Raw genomic sequence first — 21,629 nt, forward strand, 5'->3', positions numbered from 1 at the left:
ACTACCCGAACAAGTCCCCCGCCAACGGCGGCCGGGGATCGGACCTCAACTCAAGACCGGCAGGTACCCCGGTCACGCTTCCGGACGAACCAGAGGCCTCGATGGTGATCCGCGAGCGCCCCAGCAGCACGTTGTCGGCCTTGAACGTGCCAAAGGAGTCGGGCAGGATGGGCGCCAGGTGCAGCACGTTACGGGTGAAATCGGGGTCGAACCGCAGTAGGATCCGGGCGAGTTGAACGGGCGCCGCAGCCGCCCACGCTTGCGGGGAACACGCCGTCGGATAGGGAACCGGTTCCGCAAAATCTCCACGGTCGAAGCCGCAAAAAAGCTCCGGAAGCTGACCGCCGAAGTGCTCGGCGGCATCGAACAGTCCGCTCGCAACCCGGCTGGCCTCCTTCACGAAGCCGTACCGCATGAGCCCCGTGGCAACGAGTGCGGTGTCGTGGGGCCAGACGGAACCGTTGTGGTAGCTGACGGGGTTGTACGCGCCCATATCGGAGCCCAGGGTGCGAATGCCCCACCCCGTGAACATCTCAGGGGACATCAGCCGTTCCGCCACAAGTGGCGCCTTGTCCTCGTCCACTATCCCCATACACAGGCAGTGCCCCATATTGGATGTGCAGGAGTCCACGGGTTTTTTGTCCTTGTCCAGTGCCAGCGCAAAATAGCCCCGGTCCGGTAGCCAGAAGGCGTCGTTGAAGGCAGCTTTCAGCGCTGCGGCGCGGTCCGCGCAACGGCGCTCGACGGCGGTATCGCCCGCCGCGCGCGCCAGCAGGGACCGTCCCACATAAGCTGAGTAAGCATAGGCTTGCACCTCGCAGAGGGCTATGGGAGTTTCGGCCATGCGGCCATCGGCAAAGTTGATTCCGTCCCAGGAGTCTTTCCACCCTTGGTTCACGAGCCCGTGCTCGTTGGGCCTTTGGTATTCGATGAATCCATCGCCGTCGCGGTCCCCGTACTGTTCCAGCCATTCAATGGCGCGGTCCGCGTGCGGGAGCAGGGACTCGATGATGTCCGCACCAAGGCCCCACCGGCTGAGCTCGCCGAGCGTCGAGACGAACAAGGGCGTCGCGTCTGCGGTTCCGTAGTAGGCGGTCCCGCCCAGTGAGAGTCCGGCGGTGACGCCGAGCCTGACCTCGTGGGGGATGCGCCCGGGTTCTTCCTCGGAATCTACGTCCACTTTGCTGCCTTGGAGCGCGGCCAGGGTCTGCAGGGTTCCGGCCGCCAGGCGCGGGTCCACCATGAGTGACATGTAGGACGCAAGGAGGGAGTCGCGTCCGAACAGTGCCATGAACCAAGGCGCTCCGGCCGCCACGGCCACCCGGTCCGGATGTTCGGGATCGAAGATGCGCAGCGAGCCCAAGTCGCGTTGGCTTCGCTCCAGGACTTCCTCCACATTCCGGTCTGTTACCGCGATCCGGGGAACGTGTTCTTCCCAGGCAACGTGGCGGCGAACGCCCGGAGTGTGGTGCAGCGGGGTGGTTTCGGTGAAGGGATCGTTGGGCCCCTTTCCGTTGACCAACGGGAGGGCAATGATACTGGTTGACCACTGGCTGCGTGCCGGGATGTTGATGTGAAACCGTAGTCCGTCCTCGGACACCTTGGCTCCGGAGGCCCGGTAGGCGACTCCCCTGCGTTGGCCGCTGGAGTGCAAGGATTCGATGTGCAGTTCCTTCTTGTGTGCTTTCCTTGTAGGCGTTCCTGCTTTGTGGGTCCGGCCGCCCTTGACGTCGAAGAGGTCGGCCAGGTCGGCGTCGATCAGCAGTTCAATCTCGCAGGGCGCATCCTGGCCTGAGTAGTTCCTGATGGTGATGTCGTCCCGCAGGCCTGCCCCGACGTGGCGTTGATGCTGAACTACCAGGGGGCTGTCGAACCTCCCGTCGGCGGAGCATGCCCGGCCCACATACTCAGCTTGGAAGGCAGTGGGGTTCCGTGCCACCAGAGGTTCCCTGAGTGCGCCGTTGATCCTCAGGATCCAGCGCGAAACGATCCTCGTGTCCTGATAGTAGGTACCTTGGGAGCCGCCGCCGTGGATGTCTCCCGAGTGCGAGGAAATACAAAAAGATGAACCCTCGACGACGGTCACGGCACCCAGTTCGGACGCCCCGGCTTCGGTGTCTTCGTTCCAAGCGGTCATGGCCGGAAGGCCTCCTCGGGAAGAGGTCTTGCTTGGAATCGTTCGATCACTTTGGCATAGAGGTCCAGGTGATCGGCTGCCATCCGTTGAGCGCTGAACGACTCCTCGACGGAGCGTCTGCACGCCTCGCGGCTCAGGTTCGGGATTCGGGCAATGGAGTCGGCCAGATCCCGGGCAGACCCTATAAAACCGGTGACCCCATGCCTGACGATTTCCGGGGCGGCCCCTATGGGCGTGGCCAGAACCGGGGTTCCCGTGGCAAGGGCCTCAATCATCACCAGGCCGAACGGTTCGTGCCATTGAATCGGGTTGAGCAGCGCCATTGCATCACCCATCAGCTCGTATTTCTCGGGATCGGAGAGTTCGCCCAGGAACTCTTCGTTGGATCCCAAAGCGGGTTGCACCACGTCGTGGAAGTAGCCCTGCTCATCCGGGGCGTGCATTTTTGCCGCAATTCTTAGGGGAACACCCGCTTCCCGGGCGATGACTACTGCTTCCATCAGCCCCTTGTCCGGGCACATACGGCCCACAAAACAGGCGTATTCCCCGGCTCCGCGGCCGACGCTCACTGCCGAGAGATCGATCCCATGATGGATGACTGCGGAGATCTCAAGGTCCTCCACCCGGCTGCACTGATCGTGGGAGATGGCGATGATGGCGGTGTCCTGGGCCATGTCCCGGTAGAGCCGCGCGTAGATGGGCGACAAAGGTCCGTGAATGGTGGTGACTACGGGGATGCACGGTGGTCTGTGCGCATAGAGCGGGCCGGCCAAGGTGTGGTCATGGATGATGTCCACGTCCCGCAACTCCGCGTAGGCCTTGATGACGTGCCCCAACTCGCTGAAACTCAGCCCCAGGTCCTCCGGAACGGCTGGACCAAAGCCCGGGATTTGGGGCACAGGGCAAGAACTGTCCGCTGCCGTTGCCAGCAGGACTTCGTGGCCGGCGTCGGACAAGGCCCGCGCCAACGCATCCACTACACGCTCTGTTCCGCCGTATTTTTCCGGCGGTACGGTAAACCAAGGTCCAACTATGAGTCCGATGCGCACGAGATCTTCTCTGTGTAGACCCCCAACCCATAGGCTGTCTGCATAACCTGCTTCCAACATATTCTTGAGCGGCCGCCCCGGCAACACCCTTTGGGCAGGTGAGGAAACTAACAGCAGGCTCCCGGAATGTCGGGCCACGTCAGGGCGTTGCAGCCAACATGAAGATTGAGATCTGGTCAGACGTCGCGTGTCCGTGGTGCTACATCGGCAAGCGCCGTTTTGAGAGCGCCCTGGCACAGTTCCCGCACCGCGATTCGGTGGACATCGAGTGGAAGAGCTACCAGCTTGACCCCTCCATCCCGGAGCACTACGACGGCACGGAGCTGGATTACCTGAGCAAGCGCAAAGGTATGGCTCCGGAGCAGGTCAAGCAGATGTTCAGCCACGTCACGGAGACCGCCAAGGAAGAGGGCCTGGACTACCGGTTCGACCAAGTAGTGGTGGCCAACAGCTTCACCGCCCACCGCCTCATCCACCTTGCCGCCGCCCATGGACGGCAGGACGCCGCGAAGGAACGCCTGCTCAGCGATCACTTCGAGCATGGCAAGGACATCGGCAACCAGGAGTACCTCACGGAACTCGGCGCAGCACTTGATCTGCCCGCCAACGAGGTTGCCGAGCTCTTCACCTCGGACAAATACACGGATGCGGTCAACCTCGACATCAACGAGGCCCGCGCCATCGGCGTCACCGGGGTCCCGTTCTTCGTCATCGACCGCAAGTACGGCATCTCCGGTGCCCAGCCGGTTGATCTTTTCAGCGAAGCACTGAACCAGGCATGGCAGGAAGCCAACCCGCTGATCCCCGTGGGTGCCTCCGATGCCGAGGCCTGCGGGCCGGACGGCTGCAGCATCGAACCCAAGTAAGTCGCAGATCAGGTCGTTCCCAGCGCTCAGAACGACCTGATCTGTTACTCAGTTGGGTGCGTCGCTAGGCTTTCACCACGTCAAGCTCGACGACGGCCCAGGACAGGGCGGGCAGCGTCAGGCGCAGCTCCGAACCAGTCGCTTTCACACCTTCCAGAGCCGTCAAGCCAACACGGCCCGGCTGGTCCTGGGTGTTGATGGTGAAGCGGTCGCCGTCCTCGGGGATTTCAAGGACCTCGGCGCGGAGCACCTGGCGGGCGTCGAAACCGCGCAGGGCCACTGCGACGTCGGCAGCTTCTTCCAAGCCGCGGTTAGCGAAGAACAGTGCTACCCGGCCCGTTTCCTCGTTCCACGTGGCGCTGACATCCACGAGGTCGGTGTCCCCGAAACGGTTGTTCGAGTACTTGTCCGAGTCCACCGAGAGCCGCAGGATCTGGCCCTTGGCGAGCTCGGCCATCCGCGCGAACGGGTGGAAGATTGTCTGCTTCCACGCCGGTCCGTTCTCTTCCGAGAGGATCGGCGCAATCACGTTGACCAGTTGGGCCTGGTTGGCGATCTTCACGCGGTCACCATGGCGGAGCAGCGAGTTCAGCAGGGTACCCACCACCACCGCATCGGTGACGTTGTACTTGTCTTCAATGACGCGCGGGTGCTCCCGCCATCCGGCCTTAATCACGTTGTGCGGCTGGTCCTCCGTGTCCAGGCCGCGCTGGTACCAGACGTTCCACTCATCGAAGGACAGGTTGATGTGCTTCTTGTGCTTGCCCTTGGCACGAACGGCATCCGCCGTGGCGATCACTGATTCGATGAAGTAATCGGTATCGACGGCGGAGGCCAGGAAGCTTCCGACGTCGCCTTCCTCTTCGAAGTAGTAGGCGTGGAGGGAAACGTAGTCCACTTCGTCATAGGTGTGCGTCAGGACCGTCTGTTCCCAGGCGCCGAACGTGGGCATCCGCGAGTTGGAGCTGCCGCAAGCCACCAACTCAATGGAGGGGTCAACGAACCGCATGGCCTTGGCGGCTTCCTGTGCCAGCCGGCCATATTCTTCGGCGGTTTTGTGGCCGATCTGCCACGGACCATCCAGCTCGTTGCCGAGGCACCAGAGCTTGATGTTGAACGGGTCCTTGTGTCCGTTCTTGGCGCGGAGGTCGGACAGGTGGGTCCCTCCCGGGTGGTTGGCGTACTCCACGATCTCGCGTGCCGCGTCCACTCCCCTGGTTCCCAGGTTGATGGCTTCCATGATTTCCGTACCGGCCTGTTTGGACCAGTCCACGAACTCGTGCAGCCCGAAGGCGTTGCTCTCCACCGTGTGCCAGGCTCCGTCCAGCCTGCGGGGCCTGTTCTCGCGCGGGCCGATTCCGTCTTCCCAGTTGTATCCGGAAACGAAGTTGCCGCCGGGGTACCGGATGACGGTGGCGCCGAGTTCTTTGACGAGCTTCATGACGTCCTGGCGGAAGCCGTTCTCGTCAGCCTCGGGGTGCCCGGGCTCATAGATGCCGGTGTAGACACAACGGCCCATGTGCTCCACGAAGGATCCGAAGAGTCGTCGGGGTACCTCGCCAATGGTGAAGTCGCGGTCGAGGCTGATGCGTGCGCGGGACATGTATCTCCTTGGTTGTGTTCTGAAACTGTTGTGTTCTGAATCTGGTGGTTGGCGAAAGGCTGCCGGTCAGGTTCCGGCGAGTCCCGTCGTCGCAACGCCCTTGATAATTTGGCGCTGGAAGAAGAGGAAAACGACGATCAGTGGAAGTGCGGCGAGCAATGCGGATGCCATGTTCTGCGCGTACTGCACGCCATAGGCGCTCTTGATGGTTTGCAGGCCGACGGGGAGGGTCAGCAGGGAGTCGTCGTTGGTGGAGATGAAGGGCCAGAGGAAGTTGTTCCACGCACCAATGAAGACAAAGATCGCGACGGCGGCCAGGATCGGCCGGGACAACGGCAGGACGATCTGCATGAAGATTCGGAGGCGACTGGCACCGTCCATCACAGCCGCTTCTTCCAGCTCATGAGGGATTTGGTCGAAGAACTTCTTGAGGACGAACACCATGGCGGGGTGGATGACCTGCGGCAGGATGATGGCCCAGGACGTGTCGATCATTTTCAATGCGAGCATTTGGTAGAACAGCGGAATCATCAGCACGGGTGGAGGCACGATGATAGCCGCAATAATCACCACCATCAGGACCTTCTTGCCTTTGAACTCAATCCTGGACAGGGCGTAAGCAATGAGGGCGGAGATCACCAGGGTGATGGCTGTGATGGCCGCCGAGGTGTAGAGGGAGTTCCACGTCCAGAGCGGGATGTTGCCGGCCTGGAACACATTGATGAAAGCATCAAAGGTAAAACCCGACGGCGGAAACCAGCTCACTTTGGAGGCTGAGGCATCTGCTTCGGACTTGAAAGCAGTAACCGTCGCCCACGCGAAGGGAATCAGCCAGAGCACGGCGATGAAGGCGGCGACCGTCACTGCCGCGATCTTGCCCACTGTCCACTTCTTGCGCGGCTGGCGTATGACCTGGCTGGAACCTGTGGCGGGGGTTGAACGGGTAAGGGTGGAAATGGCCATGGCTATGCGCTCCTGCGACGTGTGATGACGAACTGCAGTACCGAAACCAGCACGATCAGTCCGAAGAAGATGTAGGAGATGGCTGCCGAATATCCCAGCCGGTATCCGGTAAACCCGGTTTCGAAGATGTACTGGACCACTGGCCGGGTAGATCCGCCCGGCCCGCCCGCGGTCATCTGGTAGATCTGGTCAAACACCTTCAAGGAGGCAAGGATCTGGAGCAACACAATCATCACGGTGGTCGGTGTCAGCTGCGGCAGTGTGATGGAGAAGAACTGCCGCCAAGCGCCGGCGCCGTCCAGGGACGCCGCCTCATAGTGCTGTACGGGAATGTTCTGCATGGCTGCCAGATACAGCAGGAAGTTGAAGCCCACTGTCCACCAAAGTGTCGCGATCACGATTGACCACATGGCCACGTTGGGGTCGTTAAGCCAACCGACTTTTGGTATTCCGAACTTTGACAGGAAATCGTTGATCAGGCCGAGTTGCGGGTTGTACATCCAGACGAAAAACAACGACACAACCGTGGAAGCCAACAGGAACGGCGCAAAGTAGGAGAGCCGCCATAGCCACTGGGCCGGAAGGCCGATGTTCAGGAGCGCCGCCATCACCAATGCAACCAGCACCAGTGGGACAGTACTGATAACTGTGAAGTACAGGGTGTTGCCAAGTGAACGCCACATGCCGGCATCGGCAAAGGCTTCGGCATAGTTGGAAAAACCGATGAGGCTATCGTTGGCGCCTGTCAGGGATTTACCCGTGAGACTCATGTAGAAGCCATACAGGATGGGCCAAATGAGGAAGACGAGGAAGAACACCAGGAAGGGGGCTGCAAATGCCCAACCGTTCAAGTTGTCCCTTCTTCTTCTGAGGGATAACCCGGCTTTGACGCCAGGACTGAGAGTTGTCCGCGGTTGGCTGATCTGCCGGGACGCTGTAGAGGAACTCATAAAGGACTCCTTTGTCGCTCGGTGCGCTGGTGCCGGTCAGACCGGGTTGGGCCGGGATAGAAGATCGTTGGTGCGGGCCACGAAGCCATCCCACCCTGTTACTGCCTTGTCGCGTCCGAGAAGCACGTTCTGAATATGCTCGGCAAAGTAGGTCTGCCAGTCCGAACCGGAGCCGCTGAACCATGCCTCGGGATCGTAAGCGATGATGTCCGCGGCGTTGGCGTAATGGACCTGCGGCGTGAGCTCGCGGTAAGCCGGCGATTGAATGACGGGCTGGAAGGCCGGGATGTGGCCTGCCTCGGCCCATAACAGCGAGCCCTTCAATACGTCGCTGACGAATTTGTACGTATCTTTCCGTTTCTCCTCATCAACGGCGAGCTGCCGCGGAAGGACAAAGGAATGGGAATCCGCGTAGGAAGCGGGCGTGCCGTAGAGGGTAGGGATGGTGACGGCGTCCACCGGCAAGTTGGCTTTTTTCATGGTGGGCAGTTCCCAGCCGCCGCTGAAGAGCATTCCTGCATCCCCCCGGACAAACTCTGCAATGCCGGTATTGATGTCACCGCTCTTGGCCGCAATGGTGTCGTCGAAGAGTGAGGCCATGAACTCCAGTGACTCAATGGCAGCATCACGGTCGGCCTCCATGGGCTTACCGGGGATCAGCACAATCTCCGCCCCGTGTTGCTTGTAGAGCGTGTAGAACAGGCGCCACATCTGCGACCCCAGATTCAGGTAACCGAAGGACAATCCGTGTGCCTTGGTGATCTTTTGCATCTCCAGTGCCATGGCCTTGAACTCTTCGGGGGAGCTCACCTCCTGCAACCGGCCGTTGTTTTCCAAAAGCCCGGCTTTGCCGGCTACATCCGTGTTGTAGAACATGATGAACGGGTGGGAGTCCAGCGCCAGGGAGAAAACCTTCCCATCCTGCTGTCCCTTTTCCCAGATGCGCGGGGCGAAGTTCTCCGGGGCGATGCCGTTCTCCGCCAGTAAGCCCAAGTCCCACGGTTCTATGAGGCCACCGGGGGCATATCCGGGAACCCGGCTGGCGTGCATGATGGCTACCTCTGGTGGCCGCCCGCCTGCAGATGCCATGGCGAGTTTAGTGTAGTAAGGCGGCCCCCACGCGAGCACGGTGGGATGCACCCTGAAGCCCGCATTGACTTGATTGGCGTTCGCGATCATTGCCTGCATCTTGGTGCCGTCACCTCCGGAGAGGAGATGCCAAAAGTTGATGGTCTGCCTGGATGCGGCTCCGGCGGGTCCGCCACAACCGGTAAGGCCTGCGGTCAGAAGCCCGCCGCCAAGTAGCGCTGATCCTGTCAATAGCTGTCTCCGGGACAAGCTTTTCCCGGTTAAAGATTCAAACTGCTTCACCCGTCACTCCTTTGGATGGGTCCGCTGAAAGGTCACTGCTTCACTGCAAAGTCCGGTTCCGGTGCATCTCCACGCTTGGGTAAAAGGTGGCCCTGGGGTGACGCGAGTCTCACATTACATCGTTGTAATAGGGAGGGCAAGAGAAATTGTTAGCGCGCACAATCTTTATTTCCAGACCCTCGGTTAAGTCCCCGGTGCTGCTTTCAGCCTCTGCTGCTGTCCCGCTCCACTATGCTGTACGCGATTTCAACCAAGCGTTGTCCATGGGACCTGTCGGACATGCGTTCGATCAGGAGACGCAAGGCTTCCGTGGCAATTGCCCGCTTGTCGAAGGACACGGTGGTCAGCGAAGGTACCGCGAACCGTCCGTCTATCACGTCGTCAAAACCGGCTACCGCGATGTCATCCGGAACGCGCACGCCCCTTTTCCACAAGGTATTCAAGGCACCTATAGCCATGGAGTCGGTGAAACAGAACAGCGCCTCGGGTACCGGGTTTGCGTCCAAATACTTGTCCAACGATTCAGCCGCTGAAGCAGGCGTCCAACGGTCGCAGGAAATCAGCAACGACTTATCCTTGGCAATTCCCAGCATCTGGAGTGCGGCCTCATAGCCGCCCGCCCGCTGGATCGCCGTGGCGGATTGCCTTCCGCGATTGACACCCAGAACCGCGATACGCCGGCGTCCGGTCCTGGCCAAAGCCAGGGTCATGTCCCGCGCCGCCGCAAAGCTGTCCACAAAAACGCGGTCGGCCAGTTGCTGCGTAACTTCGCCCAGGAGAACTACCGGTGGCAGTGCGACGCCCACCTGCACGGCACTCTCCTTGAGCACCACCGGATTGAGGATCAGTCCATCGATGAGGTTGGCCCGCGCACGCGTCATCAACTCACGCTCACGGTGCGGATCGGAGCCGGTTTCCTCGATCTGCACGCTGAAGCCTTGCTCGTGGGCGACTTCCACAATGCTTTGGGCAATCTCCGCAGAAAAGGGAGTCGCCAGATCCGGCAGCGCCAGCCCGATAACACCTGAACGACCGTTGCGCAGTCCGCGTGCCGAGAGATTGGGGACATAATCCAGTTCCGCCATGGCCTGCTCAACCCTGAGCCGCGTAGGCCCGCTGACGGGCACGATCCCGTTCATCACGTTCGATACCGTTTTAGGCGAGACCCCTGCACGGCGCGCTACGTCCTTGACCGTTGCGCGCAAGACGCCCCCTAGCTGCTGTTGACCAGTTTTCCTTGATGCTACGCGAGTTACTGCGCTTGGACGCAGTGCACTGTCGCCCATAGCAAGCGGGCCCACCGCTCGTAGCTAGCCTTCAAAGGCCGCACGGAAAGCCGCCAGCGCGGTGTCCCCTGCTTCCAGGCCGGCTCCTCCGGCGGCCTGCGCCTCGAGACCGACCACGCCGTTATATCCGGCGTCCTCAAGAGCCGTCGCGATGACACGGTAGTTGATTTCCCCGGTGCCGGGTTCGCAACGGCCGGGGACGTCTGCCACTTGTATCTCTCCTACCCAAGGCAAGGCCGCCCGGATAAGTTCGATCAGGTTGCCCTCCCCGATTTGGGCGTGATACAGGTCCAGCATCATCCTGACGTTGGGGTGGTTAACCGACGAGACCAGCGCCAAAGTGTCCTTCGCACGTGCCAAAGGTATGCCGGGGTGGTCCAGCACAGTGTTCAGGTTCTCCAAGGCGAAGACCACTCCATGCTTCCCGCCCAATGCCGCCAGCCGTTCGAGCGTACGCCTACCGGTCAGCCACATCTCGCCGGTAGATCGGTGAACGGGGCGGACGGCCCGGCCGCCTTCCCCGAGCTCAGCAGGGTGGACAACCATACGCTCGATACCAAGTTCAAGCGCGACAGGAATCAGTTTCTCCGCTGATACCAATACCTCGTCGGCACTGGCGGGATCAGTGAGGCTACCCCCAAAATAGCCGCTCATCGACGAGAACCGGGCTCCTGTTGCTGCCAGGGCCGCAATGTCCCGGCCCCGGGTGTCCCACAACTCCACCTCAAAGCCTTGCTCATGGATCCTCTTCACACGCTCCGTCAAGGGCAATTCGCCGTAGAGCATTTCAGCACAGGCAGCCAAGCGGAAGCTCATGCTTCATCACCTACGGTGTGCAATGCGGGCTCGGCTGGTCGCAGCACGGCAATGGTTGCCACATCAACCGGCAGCCCGGTTTGAACTGACTGGGAGGCGGCAAGGGCCACGGCCAGGGCGTTCCGTGCGTCGGTTCCGCCGGCAGCCAAGGCCGCGGGGGCTTGGATGCCATCGCGGTCAGCCTTCACGCAGTCCACAAAGTGGGCGAGTTCCGCCGTATACGCGTCGTGAAAGAGGTCAACGTTAAGGCGGACGGTGGCCGCACTGATGCCGGCGGCGGTGTAGCTCATGGCCGTACTGGCCTGCGGGCCTCCCGCTGTCACCATTCCCGCAGAGCCAAAAACTTCTCCCCGCACGTCATAGCCGTAGAGTGCGTTGAAATTTGCCTCAGCTACAGCAATGGCTCCGTTGCTGTAGGTCACAGTGACCACAGCGGTATCCAACAGCCCACCCGCTTTTGCTTCAGGAGCGACCAACGCGTCAGCCACAGCATGAACGCGAAGAGGGACAGCTCCCGGGTTCAGCCAGTTCAACGTGTCGAAGTCGTGAATGAGGGTCTCCAGGAAGATGGTGCCCGGCGGAATCCGCTCCGGGTTGGCGATCCCGTCCAGGTTGCCGGGATCGCGGGTCAAGGATCGCAGCAACTGCGGCGTTCCTATGGCACCGTCATCAATGAGCCTGCGGGCGGCGGCGAAGTCACTTGAGTAGCGTCGATTGAAACCGAACTGGACGATCACACCTGCGGCCGCTGCTGCGTCAAGGGCCCCATCAAGTTCTTCCACGGTACGGCCGCCCGGCTTCTCGCAGAAAGAGGGCTTACCCGCCTGCGCTGCCGCGGCGATCAGCCCGGAATGAAAGCGCGCCGGCGCAGCTACAAGAACAGCATCCACATCAGGATCGTTCAGCACATCTGCCGGGTCACTACTGATCTTCGCAACGCCGAGGCGGCCGGCAAGTGCCTCGACGGCGGACAGGGCAGGATCCGCGATTGCCTCAAGCCGTGCATTGGGGATGCGGTGCGCGACTGACTCAGCGTGGAAACTTCCGATCCATCCCGCTCCGATCAGTCCGATACGAACCGGCCGGTCTTCACTGACCGGATGCTGAAGGTAACCCATGGTAGCTCCTGAATAGTCTTCTAGATCGTTCTAGTCGAACCATCCTGACATGCCGTTCGCGCTACGTCTAGATCGTTCTATAGACTGTTTCACCCAGGAGGAAATATGTCGGAATTGCAGCGCCGCCCCACTTTGATGGACGTAGCCGAGGTGGCAGGTGTCTCCCGGGCCTTGGTTTCCATCGTGATGCGGGGTGCACCCGGCGCGGCGGAATCGACGCGGCAGAGAGTATTGGAGGCGGCCCGCCAGCTCGGATATCGGGCAGACTCCCGGGCCAGGCTGCTGCGGAGCAGCAGGACCAAGCTCCTGGGTCTCATCTTTTCCAGCTCACAGCCCTTTCACTCGGAAATTGTGGATGCCGCGTACGCTGAAGCCTCCGCCAGGGGCTATGAAATAGCGCTGAGCGCGGTAGCGAGCGGCAGGCCCGAGGCTCGCGCCATAGAGACCCTGCTGGATGTCGGCGCGGAGGCGTTGATCATCATCGCTCCCACCCTCAGCGCGGATGACCTCGCACAACACGCCCGCCAGGTGCCGGTGGTGAGCCTCCTGCGCGACAACGTGGGCGACCTCGTGGATTCGGTCAGCAGCGACGATTACGCAGGCATCGCGATAGCCGTTGACCACCTGGTCAGCCTCGGTCATAGCCGGATCGTCCACGTCGACGGCGGCGCTGCCGTGTCGTCGGACAGGCGCCGGGAGACGTACCGCTCGGAAATGATCCGGCACGGGCTGCAACCCGTGGTTGTTCCAGGTGGCCCAGGGGAGGAGGACGGCATGGGAGCCGGACAAATCCTTCAGGAGAATCTGCCCACGGCTGTCATCGCCTTCAACGACAGGTCGGCCCTCGGAATAATGGAGAACTTCAGGGCCGCGGGGATCCGGATTCCCGAGGACGTATCGGTACTCGGCTATGACGACAGCCACTTCGCCAAGCTAAGCTTCGTCCAATTGTCCTCAGTCAGCCAGGACGCTCCGCTCCTTGCCGCCGCAGCCGTTGGCCGCGCCGTGGACCGGATCGAAGGGGCAAAGTCACCCGGCAGCGTGGTCCGAACGCCGCATCTGGTCCTCCGCAAAACCACAACCCGTGCTCCTGCAGGCAACTGATGCCGAAGCTGCGCAGCTCTTAGTGACAGATCGCTGTAAAGTGTCTATATGCCAAGGATCACGGCCGCCACTAATGCTGCCCAACGCGCCGAGACCCAACGTCGGATTCTGACCGCTTTTGGGGAGCTCCTCTTCACTCATGGCCTCCCTGGGCTCACTATGACGGACGTAGCCCGGCACGCCGGCGTGGGACGCACCGCGGTCTACAACTATTACGCGGACATGGAGCAGCTGCTGATCGCGTACGCCTTGGATGAGACCGAGCGTTTTATCGTGGACCTCCGCGACTCGTTGGCTGCCTTGGAGAACCCCGTGGACAGGCTTGCCCTCTATGTCCGGGCCCAGGTGGAGGATCTCAGCCGCCGCCACTTGCCGCCAGGACCGGCCATGGCCGCCGTCCTCTCCCCCGGTTCCTTCGCGAAGCTCGCCAACCATGTGGGCGACCTGAACGTCCTGCTGCAGGACATCCTTCAGGACGGCGTGGAGCAGGGCTACCTGCCGAACACCGATGTCGCCCAGTTGGCGCGGCTCATCCACGGAACGCTTTCTGCCAGCGCCGCACGACGCAACCGAACGCCCGACGGCGAGACTCCCCCGCCGCCGCCGGCCTCCGACGTCGAGCCTCACACCGCCCTCGAACTCCACACGGCGCAAACAGTGCGGTTCATCCAATTGGGCGCGGGAGCCCGCTTCGACGAGGCAGGCAAGCCGGTGCGTCTGGAATCCCCCGCCCACGACGCCCTCGCCAGCTAGCTGATTACTGACCCCAGCGAGCTACTGATTCGCGAGCTACTGATCTGCGGGAAGCGTGGGGACGATGGGCCACTTGGAGTTGTCCGCTATCCGCAGGTCCTCACGCGGGCACTGCAGCATCCCCGGGGTTTGGTCCACCAACTGGGGCTCCACCAGGCCTTCGAAACCAGGCGTCAGGATGACATCCACGGACTCGTCCTCACGGTTATCTTCGAAGTAGTCCGTTCCGGCAAGATTCCGCTGGATATTGAACGCCGCGGCCTGGCCCTTGACTCCGGAGACCACCACGGCAATACCTGAATAAGCGGTATCGCTGTTGTCCACCGAGGCCACCTTGTAGCCACGCGCCGTGAACTGATCAGCAACCGTACTGGCCAGCCCGGCGCGGGACGTGGCATTGAAAACGTTGAGGGTCACGGTCTCGTTCGGGACGTAGTCGAATGTTGTGGTGGGGCAGAGGCTGGTGGGCGCTTTGCTGGCGATTGAGCTGGGAACCTTCACCACGCCGTTCATGATCGCCCAAGCACCCACGGCCCCGGCCGCTATGACACCCACCAGCAGCACCAGGACGATTCCATGGAACAACCGCCGCCAGAAGCGGCCTTTGTGCGCCTGGGCGTCCTCGGCAAAGGTTGCCCGAAGCTCCGCGCCGGTCACTACATGGTGGCCGTGGAGCTGCGTCACATCCTTGGGACGCCTGCGCTTGCTAGCCATCGATCACCAATACACGTGCGTGAATGGCCGTCCGCTGGTGGAGCGCTGTGCGGACGGCCCTGTGAAGCCCGTCCTCGAGGTACATGACGCCTTGATACTGGACAACATGCGGAAACAAATCACCGAAGAAGGTCGAGTCCTCAGCCAACAGTGCCTCCAAATCCAGGGTCCGTTTGGTAGTAACGAGTTCATCGAGGCGGATAGGACGCGGGGGCAGGGAAGCCCAGTCCCGCGGCGCAGAGTATCCATGGTCAGGGTACGGGCGTCCCTCGCCCACAGCTTTAAAGATCACCCTGCAAGCCTATGGAAGATGCCGCGTGAACGGAACTTGTGACCCGCAGCACAGGCACGTTGTAGCCAAAAGGTGACTATCCGTCGTCGCGCGTCACAGATGTCATAGCTGTGATGGGAGCCGCCGGGACTGACAGAATGGGGTCATGACTCAACCGCTCCAAGGTACTGACCGGACCGCTGCCCGCGCCACACCCGCATTGGCGCTGCTGCTCGATGTCGATGGCCCTATCGCCAGTCCTGTAACGCGCGACGTCAAGCCGGACATCATCGCGGACATGGTGGCCTTGGCTTCAGCCGGGATCCCCGTCATCTTCAACACGGGGCGCTCCGACGCGTTCATCAGCGAGCAAGTCATGGAACCCATGATTGCCGCTGGCATGCCGGCGGACACTGTCATCCACGCTATTTGCGAGAAGGGCGCCGTGTGGTTCAGCTACACAGCCGGAGGTCCTGGCCCCATCCACGTGGACCACGAACTCGCAGTGCCCAAGGCCTACGGCGACGATATCCGCAGGCTCGTTGCTGAAGACTACTCAGCGCACATGTTCTTCGACGAGACCAAGCGCGCCATGGTTTCGGTGGAGCAGCACTTGGACGTTGCAAGCCAGGACTACCTGGCCGAGCAGAAACTCTTCGACGCCGATGCCCTGGACATCATGGGGCGCCACGGGCTCAACGCGGCCATCCTGGACCACCACGCACCCGAGTCTGATGACACCGGGGACTACCGCTTGGACCCCACCATCATCTCCACGGACATCGAATCGGTCCGGTTGGGCAAGGACCTCGGAGCGAGTCGCGCGGTTGAACTCCTGGCGGCCCAGGGCATTACTCCGCTTTCATGGCGGACGGTGGGTGATTCCCGCACGGACTACGCCATGGCAGACTGGCTTCACCACAACGATCACGATGTGAAGCACGTGGACGTCCGGCCCGCAGACGGCGTACCGGTCAAGCCCTACACCATTTTGACGGCAGCCGACCTTGAACTGGCGGATGACGTGATCCACGACGACGCCGGCGGCGCTTTCCTTCGCAGCTGGCGCGAAGCCCTTTCGATCTAAGTTCCACCGCATCATAGTTTTAGAGTCTTAAAGCAACCCGCACCGCAACGATCCCGGAGATACAGCCATCACACAAGCACAGGTCGATCCGATTTACCACGGCAGCCCGTCCATTGAAGAGGACGCGATTGCTGAGGCGATCTCGCCTGCCGTCGTCGCGCATCTTAGGCACAGGTCCGACGTCGTCCGTCACCGTGGGCGGTACGCCCTGGTCAACGGCGACCTGACTCCGCAACAGGCCATGGTGTCCGATCTTCTGGCTGTCAGGGCCGCTTTGGACGCTGCTGGTATTGATTTCATCCTGGTGCGTGGAAATGATGAGCGGCCCGTTATTGCCGTGGACTGGGAATCACGCAAGGAGGTTCGCGAGGCACTGGTCACGGCGTTCCGGAATGAGCCTTTCTATTCCATGACCGTCGACGCCAAGAAGAAGACCTCCATGTTGGTGGCCGACGGCGATCTCACGGCTAACCGAAAAGCCCGCATCTTCCGCTTGTACCGGCCGCGCGTCGAGATCGGCGGCGGGCTCTGGTATGGCCCGGCCCTGGGCGTGCAGCTTGAGCTGTGGCGGTTCGAAGGCGATCATTTGGAACTCCCGGTGGAAAATTCCCTCACCCGGCGCACCATGCTGCGACAGGACGCAGTTCGGGGCACAGTCCAACGGCATGGCCTGTCCTGGCCCACCATCGAGAACATGTTCGCTGACCATGCCAGCGACATCGACTTCGATATCGACATCGTCTTCTCCTGGGTGGATGGCAGCGACCCCGAATACATTGCCAGGAGGCGCGCTCAGCAAGCCGAGGCTATCCTCGGCGAGGGCGACGATCATGAGGCACGCTTCCGGCAGATCAACGAGCTGAAGTACGCGCTGCGCTCGGTGCACATGTTCGCGCCGTGGATCCGGCGGATCTTCATCGCCACTGATTCCCCCGCACCGGAATGGCTGGCCGACCACCCGTCGGTGACCATTGTTCGCAGTGAGGAGTTCTTCGCCGACCCCTCCGTGCTGCCCACTCACAATTCGCAGGCCGTAGAGTGCCAGCTGCACCACATCAAGGGCCTTTCAGAGCACTTCCTGTACTCCAACGACGACATGTTCTTTGGCCGGCCCGTGGGCCCGGACATGTTCTTCACCCCCGGTGGCATTACCAAGTTCATCGAAGCTGACACCCGCATCGGGCTGGGCGAGAATGACGCCGAACGCAGCGGCTTTGAGAACGCAGCCCGCGTGAACCGCAAGCTGCTGTGGGAGCGCTTTGGCCGGATCACCACCCGGCACCTTGAGCACACGGCTGCGCCGCTGCGCCGCAGCGTGGTGGCCCAAATGGAGAAGGAATTCCCGGCCGAGTTCGCAAAGACCGCCGGAAGTCGGTTCCGTGCAGCGGACAACATCTCGGTGACCAACTCGTTCTACCACTACTACGCCCTGCTTACCGGTCGCGCGGTCACGCAGACCAGCGCCAAAGTCAGGTATGTGGACTCCACCATGTGGGCCGGACTGCACTACCTGCCAAAGCTCCTGGCCAAGCGCCACATGGACTTCTTCTGCCTGAACGACGGCAGTTTCCCCGAAGTCGGGGCAAATGAACGAGCCGACCTGGTGACCGATTTCCTGGAGAAGTACTTCCCCGTCAAGGCACCCTGGGAGAAGTAAGGCCGCCGGGAGAAGCAGCGCCACCGGGAGAAACAAGCGGGAGCGACGAGGTGTGCGTGCCTGGCGATGTGTGGGCTCCCACCCGCGACTCGTGCGGTATGCGGATGCCGGCCGCCGCCAGGCGCCGCTGAACCTCGGCTGCGTCCAGGGGCTCGCCAACAGTGACGCCACCGGACATCGGCACCACGGAATGCACGATCGTGTGCTCGTAGACGTGGATCATGTTGTAGGACTGCGCCCCGTCACGTCCGCGCTGTCCGCCGGCGCGAACCGCCAGGTCCTGGGTGTAACAGGTAGCTGAGGCAACCGATACCGGGATGCCTGCGAAGCTCGCAGTCGTTGAGTAGTGCAGATGGCCACCAAGGATGCTGCGGACGTCAGTGTTACGGACGACGGCGGCCAGTGCGGCTTGGCCACGCAGCTCCACCAACACGGCAAGGTCCTGCACGCACGGGACGGGCGGGTGATGCAGGGCTAGGATGGTGCCGTCCGGTGCCGGCGTAGCCAGTTCAGAGGCCAACCACTCCAGCTGAGATTCTGACAGTTCGCCGTGGTGGTGGCCGGGGACCGTGGTGTCCAGTGTGATGATGCGGAGCCCGTTGACGAAGTAGCTGCGGTCCACGGGGTCCTGTGGCTTGCTGGCCGCGGAGGCATGGGCAAACGCTGAACGGAAGTTTGCCCGGTTGTCATGGTTGCCCATGGCCCAAATGGCTTTGGCTCCCAGAGAGGCACACAGAGGCTCAATCATCTCGCGGAGTTGCTTGTAGGCTTCGAGCTCACCCTTGTCAGCAAGGTCCCCGGTGAAAATGATGGCTTCGGGCCTGATCCTCGAGGCAATGATTTGCTCGCAGATCTCCTGGAGCCTGGCTGCGCTGTCCACTGAGCCGTGAAGCGTGCCCGGACCACCCACCAGATGAAGATCGCTCAGGTGCAAAAGCACATGACCTGGTTTGGGGTATTCGGCCTCGATGAGCTCCATAGCTTCGCCTTAGCGTTTGGTGGGAGACGGCGCCTCCCGTATCAATCCAGTAGTCCCAATCCAACCAGACAACAAGCCAACAACTGGCTAACTTCCGGCGGAATGTTGGAAAATTACTTTTTCTCCCTTCGGGATCGGTGGCCTTATGCCAGCGCTTCTTCCACTGCTTTTACAAGGTCTTCGGAGTCAGGCTCCACTGCGGATGGGAACCTTGCCACAAGTTCGCCCCCGCGATTTATGACGAATTTCTCGAAGTTCCATTTCACCTTGGCCGGCTGCCCTTCCTCGTCTCGGGCCAGCTCCGCGAAGAGGGGATGCTGCTGCTTGCCAAGGACGTTGGCTTTGCTGGTCAGGGGGAAGGACACACCAAAGTTACGTTCACAGAACTCGGCGATTTCCTGGTCAGCGCCGGGCTCCTGGCCACCAAACTGGTTGCAGGGCACGCCGAGGATTTCCAAACCTTGCGCACGATACTTGCCGTAGAGCTCCTCCAAGCCAGAATATTGGCGCGTGTAACCGCATTCCGAAGCGACGTTCACCACCAGGACCGCTTTGCCCTCGAACCGGCCGAAGTCTGCTTCGGTGCCATCGTTGAAGGTGAGGGGAATGCTGTAAAGGCTGGACATGGGTTTCGCTTCCTGACGACGTCGTCTGGCGGGTTTGCCGCCATCGAGCTTACGGGAGCTGGCTTGGGCCGCGAAATGCAGGGGTGTCCCGCGTCTCGCGTGCCGTTAGCGCGTGTACGGCCTAGGGCGCCGGGAGGATCAGCGTGGACAACGGCACGATCACACCATCCGGGCGCTGGACCAGGTCCGGTGCGATCAGGATGTATCCGGGCGGAAGCACGACTACCGGGAGCGACGTCGGAAGGACAGCCACGGGTGCGGGCGCAGGGGCCGCCGGAGGTGCAGGAACCGGCGGAGCAACGACTTGGGTAACTACCGGTGCGGGCGCAGCAGGCGCAGGTTCCACTATTGCCGGCGCTGGAGCCGGCACAACTGGCGCCGGTTCAACCACTGCTGGCGCCGGAGCGGGAGCGATCGGAGCCGGTTCAACAACTGCGGGCGGCGGGTCGATGGCCGATTGAAGAGTCGGTGCCACCGGGGCCGTCGTCAGCGTCGGCGGGACGGTACTGGTTTCCGGAGCAGTGGTCGACGGCGGTGGCGTGGCGGTGCCAGTCGGAGTCGGCGTGGCGGTGGTCGTCGGAGTCGGCGTCGCAGATGTGGTCGGCGTCGGCGTGGGAGTCGGCGTCGCAGTGGTTGTCGGTGTTGGCGTCGGTGTGGCCGTCACGGAAGGTGAGGGGGTCGGCGTCGTGGTTTGAACCGGCGTCGAGGTGGCTGGCGGTGTGGTTTGAGTTCCACCAGGGTTGCTCGGCGTAGTGGTGGCCGGCGGAGTGGTTCCGGACGGGGCCGGCGGTGGAACAGGAAGCGGTTCGTCGTGTTCGTGCTCTCCACCGATGACGGCCCGGTTGGTTCCATCCGATACAGGAACAGCCCATTGCGGAGTTCCCGAGGCGCCGTTGCCAACACCGGGTTGGTAGTTCACCATGGCGATGGTCTGCAGCGGATCAGTCTGCCGGATGGGCAGCAGTGTCCAGTTGGCGGGGTCAGTATGGAGACCGTTGACGATCGTCTCGAAGTGAAGGTGGCAGCCTGTGGACCACCCCGTGGTCCCGACCTCTGCGATGACCTCGCCCACCCGCACCGATTGGCCTTGCGTGACGCCGATTGCCTGGAGGTGGTTGTATGTGGTGACCAAGCCATTGCCATGCTCGATTTCAACTCTGTTGCCACCACCCCACACATGCCATCCCACAGCCCGCACCACACCGGAGTCCACCGAATAGACCCTCGTTCCGCAGGCGGCTGCATAGTCCTGGCCCCAGTGGAATTCTCCGGCGTGCCCAGTCAGCGGGCTAGTCCTGTACCCGTAGGAGGAACTCGGGTAGAGGACTTCGAGGGGCGAGTAGAGACTGCCGGCAGGTGGCCGGGACAGGCCGGCTGAGGCAACGGTAAGGCCTGTGGATCCGTCCTTGCTGACAGTGCGGACCAAAGCGCGGTCGAAGTAGACCATTGGCGTGCCTGGGATTTGTTCGGGAGGCTCCGGCATGGACTCGATCACCAAGGTCTCGGCGTCCGGCGGCACCAGGGTGCCCAGAGCCGTTGGTTCTACCACCCCCTGCGCCAGTGCTCCGCCATTGGAGCTGCTGCTGGAGACGGAATTCAGAGGTTGGAAGCCAAGCGCAAAGAAAGCCAGGACGGCGAGACTTCCCGCGATCAGAACGCGATGGAAGCCTACGGCGCGGATTAAATCTACTGCCCGGTCTGATTCATGATGCTTGCCCACAACACACTCCCCAAAGCCAGCGGCACCAAACCCCAGCCTGGCGTGCAAGCACCATTGTTGCGGGAATCAGGGGAGAAATAAAGGCTTCCCGGGTGCCATCGACCGAAAGGTTGCCTCAGTTTTGGCTCAAGAATCTTGAGCTTTGCTTTCGGGGACTAAGAGCCCAGGTTTTCCTTTAGCAGTGCGCGGTGTTCGACGGCGGCATTGGCGTGGAGTGCGCGGCCCGCCTCAGTCAGTTCCAAGAAGAGGGAACGGCGATCGTCTGCGCAGGTTTCGCGGGACACCAAGCCTGCTTTTTCGAGCCGGTCCACCACCTTCGAGACGGCACTTTGGGTCATGGGGGTGCGCTCCCCCAAAGCCTTCATCCGGCACGCAGATTCTTCGCTTTCGGCAACGAGGTCCAGGATTTCAAACTCGTTGAGGCCAATGTCGAACTTCGCTTCGAGGGCGCGGTCAATCGCTCCTGCGGTGCGGAAGTAGGAGTTTTGGATGCTGCGCCACTGCTCAACCAATTGGCGGTCATGCAGTTGACGGTCACGCGTCGTTGCCATGCCCTGAT

20 protein-coding genes are annotated in these 21,629 nt (G+C 61.8%); 5 read left to right on the plus strand and 15 right to left on the minus strand.

The features are described 5' to 3' along the window. Window position 1: 1 nt before the first annotated feature. Complete coding sequence (locus RIF72_RS12825; protein ID WP_309075265.1) at window positions 2–2,137, minus strand: glycogen debranching N-terminal domain-containing protein; 2,136 nt, start codon at window positions 2,135–2,137, stop codon at window positions 2–4. Then, window positions 2,134–3,186 (minus strand): glycosyltransferase family 4 protein, encoded by a 1,053-nt coding sequence (locus RIF72_RS12830; protein WP_309075266.1) that lies wholly within the window; start codon window positions 3,184–3,186, stop codon window positions 2,134–2,136. Before RIF72_RS12830 ends, RIF72_RS12825 begins: the two co-directional genes overlap by 4 nt. Before the next feature lie 158 nt (window positions 3,187–3,344). Between RIF72_RS12830 and RIF72_RS12835 the strand changes: the two genes are divergently transcribed. Beyond that, window positions 3,345–4,052, plus strand: a complete 708-nt coding sequence (locus RIF72_RS12835) for a DsbA family oxidoreductase (RefSeq protein WP_309075267.1) — start codon at window positions 3,345–3,347, stop codon at window positions 4,050–4,052. Between the two features lie 64 nt (window positions 4,053–4,116). Here RIF72_RS12835 and RIF72_RS12840 read toward each other — a convergent pair whose 3' ends face one another. The 7 genes from RIF72_RS12840 to RIF72_RS12870 all read right to left on the minus strand — a co-directional run bounded on the left by RIF72_RS12840 (window position 4,117) and on the right by RIF72_RS12870 (window position 12,159). After that, window positions 4,117–5,655, minus strand: a complete 1,539-nt coding sequence (locus tag RIF72_RS12840) for an alpha-N-arabinofuranosidase (RefSeq protein ID WP_309075268.1) — start codon at window positions 5,653–5,655, stop codon at window positions 4,117–4,119. Window positions 5,656–5,721: 66 nt separating this feature from the next. Continuing rightward, the gene (locus RIF72_RS12845) at window positions 5,722–6,618 is read right to left on the minus strand and encodes a carbohydrate ABC transporter permease (RefSeq protein ID WP_309075269.1); all 897 of its coding nucleotides are present in this window, start codon (window positions 6,616–6,618) and stop codon (window positions 5,722–5,724) included. A gap of 2 nt (window positions 6,619–6,620) precedes the next feature. Beyond that, window positions 6,621–7,568, minus strand: a complete 948-nt coding sequence (locus RIF72_RS12850; RefSeq protein ID WP_309075270.1) for a sugar ABC transporter permease — start codon at window positions 7,566–7,568, stop codon at window positions 6,621–6,623. A 36-nt stretch (window positions 7,569–7,604) separates the two neighbouring features. After that, entirely contained in the window at window positions 7,605–8,939 is a 1,335-nt protein-coding gene (locus tag RIF72_RS12855) for an extracellular solute-binding protein (protein ID WP_309075271.1), read from the minus strand. 203 nt (window positions 8,940–9,142) lie between these two features. Beyond that, window positions 9,143–10,144 carry a LacI family DNA-binding transcriptional regulator gene (locus RIF72_RS12860; RefSeq protein WP_309075272.1) on the minus strand — a complete coding sequence of 334 codons (1,002 nt, stop codon included), beginning with the start codon at window positions 10,142–10,144 and terminating at the stop codon, window positions 9,143–9,145. Between the two features lie 105 nt (window positions 10,145–10,249). After that, window positions 10,250–11,041, minus strand: coding sequence for a TIM barrel protein (locus tag RIF72_RS12865; RefSeq protein WP_309075273.1), 792 nt, complete (start codon window positions 11,039–11,041; stop codon window positions 10,250–10,252). Beyond that, complete coding sequence (locus tag RIF72_RS12870; protein WP_309075274.1) at window positions 11,038–12,159, minus strand: Gfo/Idh/MocA family oxidoreductase; 1,122 nt, start codon at window positions 12,157–12,159, stop codon at window positions 11,038–11,040. Before RIF72_RS12870 ends, RIF72_RS12865 begins: the two co-directional genes overlap by 4 nt. Window positions 12,160–12,264: 105 nt before the next feature. Between RIF72_RS12870 and RIF72_RS12875 the strand changes: the two genes are divergently transcribed. Together RIF72_RS12875 and RIF72_RS12880 are read left to right on the plus strand one after the other, a co-directional pair. Further along, window positions 12,265–13,263 carry a LacI family DNA-binding transcriptional regulator gene (locus RIF72_RS12875; protein ID WP_309075275.1) on the plus strand — a complete coding sequence of 333 codons (999 nt, stop codon included), beginning with the start codon at window positions 12,265–12,267 and terminating at the stop codon, window positions 13,261–13,263. A gap of 48 nt (window positions 13,264–13,311) precedes the next feature. After that, a complete protein-coding gene (locus RIF72_RS12880; RefSeq protein ID WP_309075276.1) occupies window positions 13,312–14,016 on the plus strand; it encodes a TetR/AcrR family transcriptional regulator in 705 nt (234 codons plus the stop codon). A 36-nt stretch (window positions 14,017–14,052) separates the two neighbouring features. Here RIF72_RS12880 and RIF72_RS12885 read toward each other — a convergent pair whose 3' ends face one another. Both RIF72_RS12885 and RIF72_RS12890 read right to left on the minus strand, forming a co-directional pair. Continuing rightward, window positions 14,053–14,730 (minus strand): LytR C-terminal domain-containing protein, encoded by a 678-nt coding sequence (locus RIF72_RS12885; protein ID WP_309075277.1) that lies wholly within the window; start codon window positions 14,728–14,730, stop codon window positions 14,053–14,055. Next, window positions 14,723–15,022 carry a type II toxin-antitoxin system VapB family antitoxin gene (locus RIF72_RS12890; RefSeq protein ID WP_309075278.1) on the minus strand — a complete coding sequence of 100 codons (300 nt, stop codon included), beginning with the start codon at window positions 15,020–15,022 and terminating at the stop codon, window positions 14,723–14,725. The genes RIF72_RS12885 and RIF72_RS12890 overlap by 8 nt, the downstream gene beginning before the upstream one ends. Before the next feature lie 145 nt (window positions 15,023–15,167). On the opposite strand from RIF72_RS12890, the gene RIF72_RS12895 reads away from it, so the two are divergent. Both RIF72_RS12895 and RIF72_RS12900 read left to right on the plus strand, forming a co-directional pair. Then, window positions 15,168–16,088 (plus strand): hypothetical protein, encoded by a 921-nt coding sequence (locus RIF72_RS12895; RefSeq protein WP_309075279.1) that lies wholly within the window; start codon window positions 15,168–15,170, stop codon window positions 16,086–16,088. A gap of 67 nt (window positions 16,089–16,155) precedes the next feature. After that, the gene (locus RIF72_RS12900; protein WP_375164225.1) at window positions 16,156–17,745 is read left to right on the plus strand and encodes a stealth family protein; all 1,590 of its coding nucleotides are present in this window, start codon (window positions 16,156–16,158) and stop codon (window positions 17,743–17,745) included. Here the strand turns inward: RIF72_RS12900 and RIF72_RS12905 are convergent. From RIF72_RS12905 to RIF72_RS12920, 4 genes are all read right to left on the minus strand, one after another. Continuing rightward, on the minus strand, window positions 17,723–18,724 hold the full coding sequence (locus tag RIF72_RS12905; protein ID WP_309075280.1) for a phosphodiesterase: 1,002 nt from the start codon (window positions 18,722–18,724) through the stop codon (window positions 17,723–17,725). The two genes, RIF72_RS12900 and RIF72_RS12905, sit on opposite strands and share 23 nt — an antisense overlap. A 143-nt stretch (window positions 18,725–18,867) precedes the next feature. Then, window positions 18,868–19,350: a glutathione peroxidase gene (locus RIF72_RS12910; RefSeq protein ID WP_309075281.1), complete on the minus strand. Its 483-nt coding sequence runs from the start codon at window positions 19,348–19,350 to the stop codon at window positions 18,868–18,870. Window positions 19,351–19,471: 121 nt separating this feature from the next. Beyond that, window positions 19,472–21,070 carry a M23 family metallopeptidase gene (locus RIF72_RS12915; protein ID WP_309075282.1) on the minus strand — a complete coding sequence of 533 codons (1,599 nt, stop codon included), beginning with the start codon at window positions 21,068–21,070 and terminating at the stop codon, window positions 19,472–19,474. A 155-nt stretch (window positions 21,071–21,225) separates the two neighbouring features. Further along, a complete protein-coding gene (locus RIF72_RS12920; protein WP_011773425.1) occupies window positions 21,226–21,621 on the minus strand; it encodes a MarR family winged helix-turn-helix transcriptional regulator in 396 nt (131 codons plus the stop codon). Between the last annotated feature and the right edge of the window lie 8 nt (window positions 21,622–21,629).

Origin of the sequence: Paenarthrobacter sp. (genome assembly GCF_031180005.1) — a bacterium.
In the GTDB taxonomy this organism is placed as follows: Bacteria; Actinomycetota; Actinomycetes; order Actinomycetales; family Micrococcaceae; genus Arthrobacter.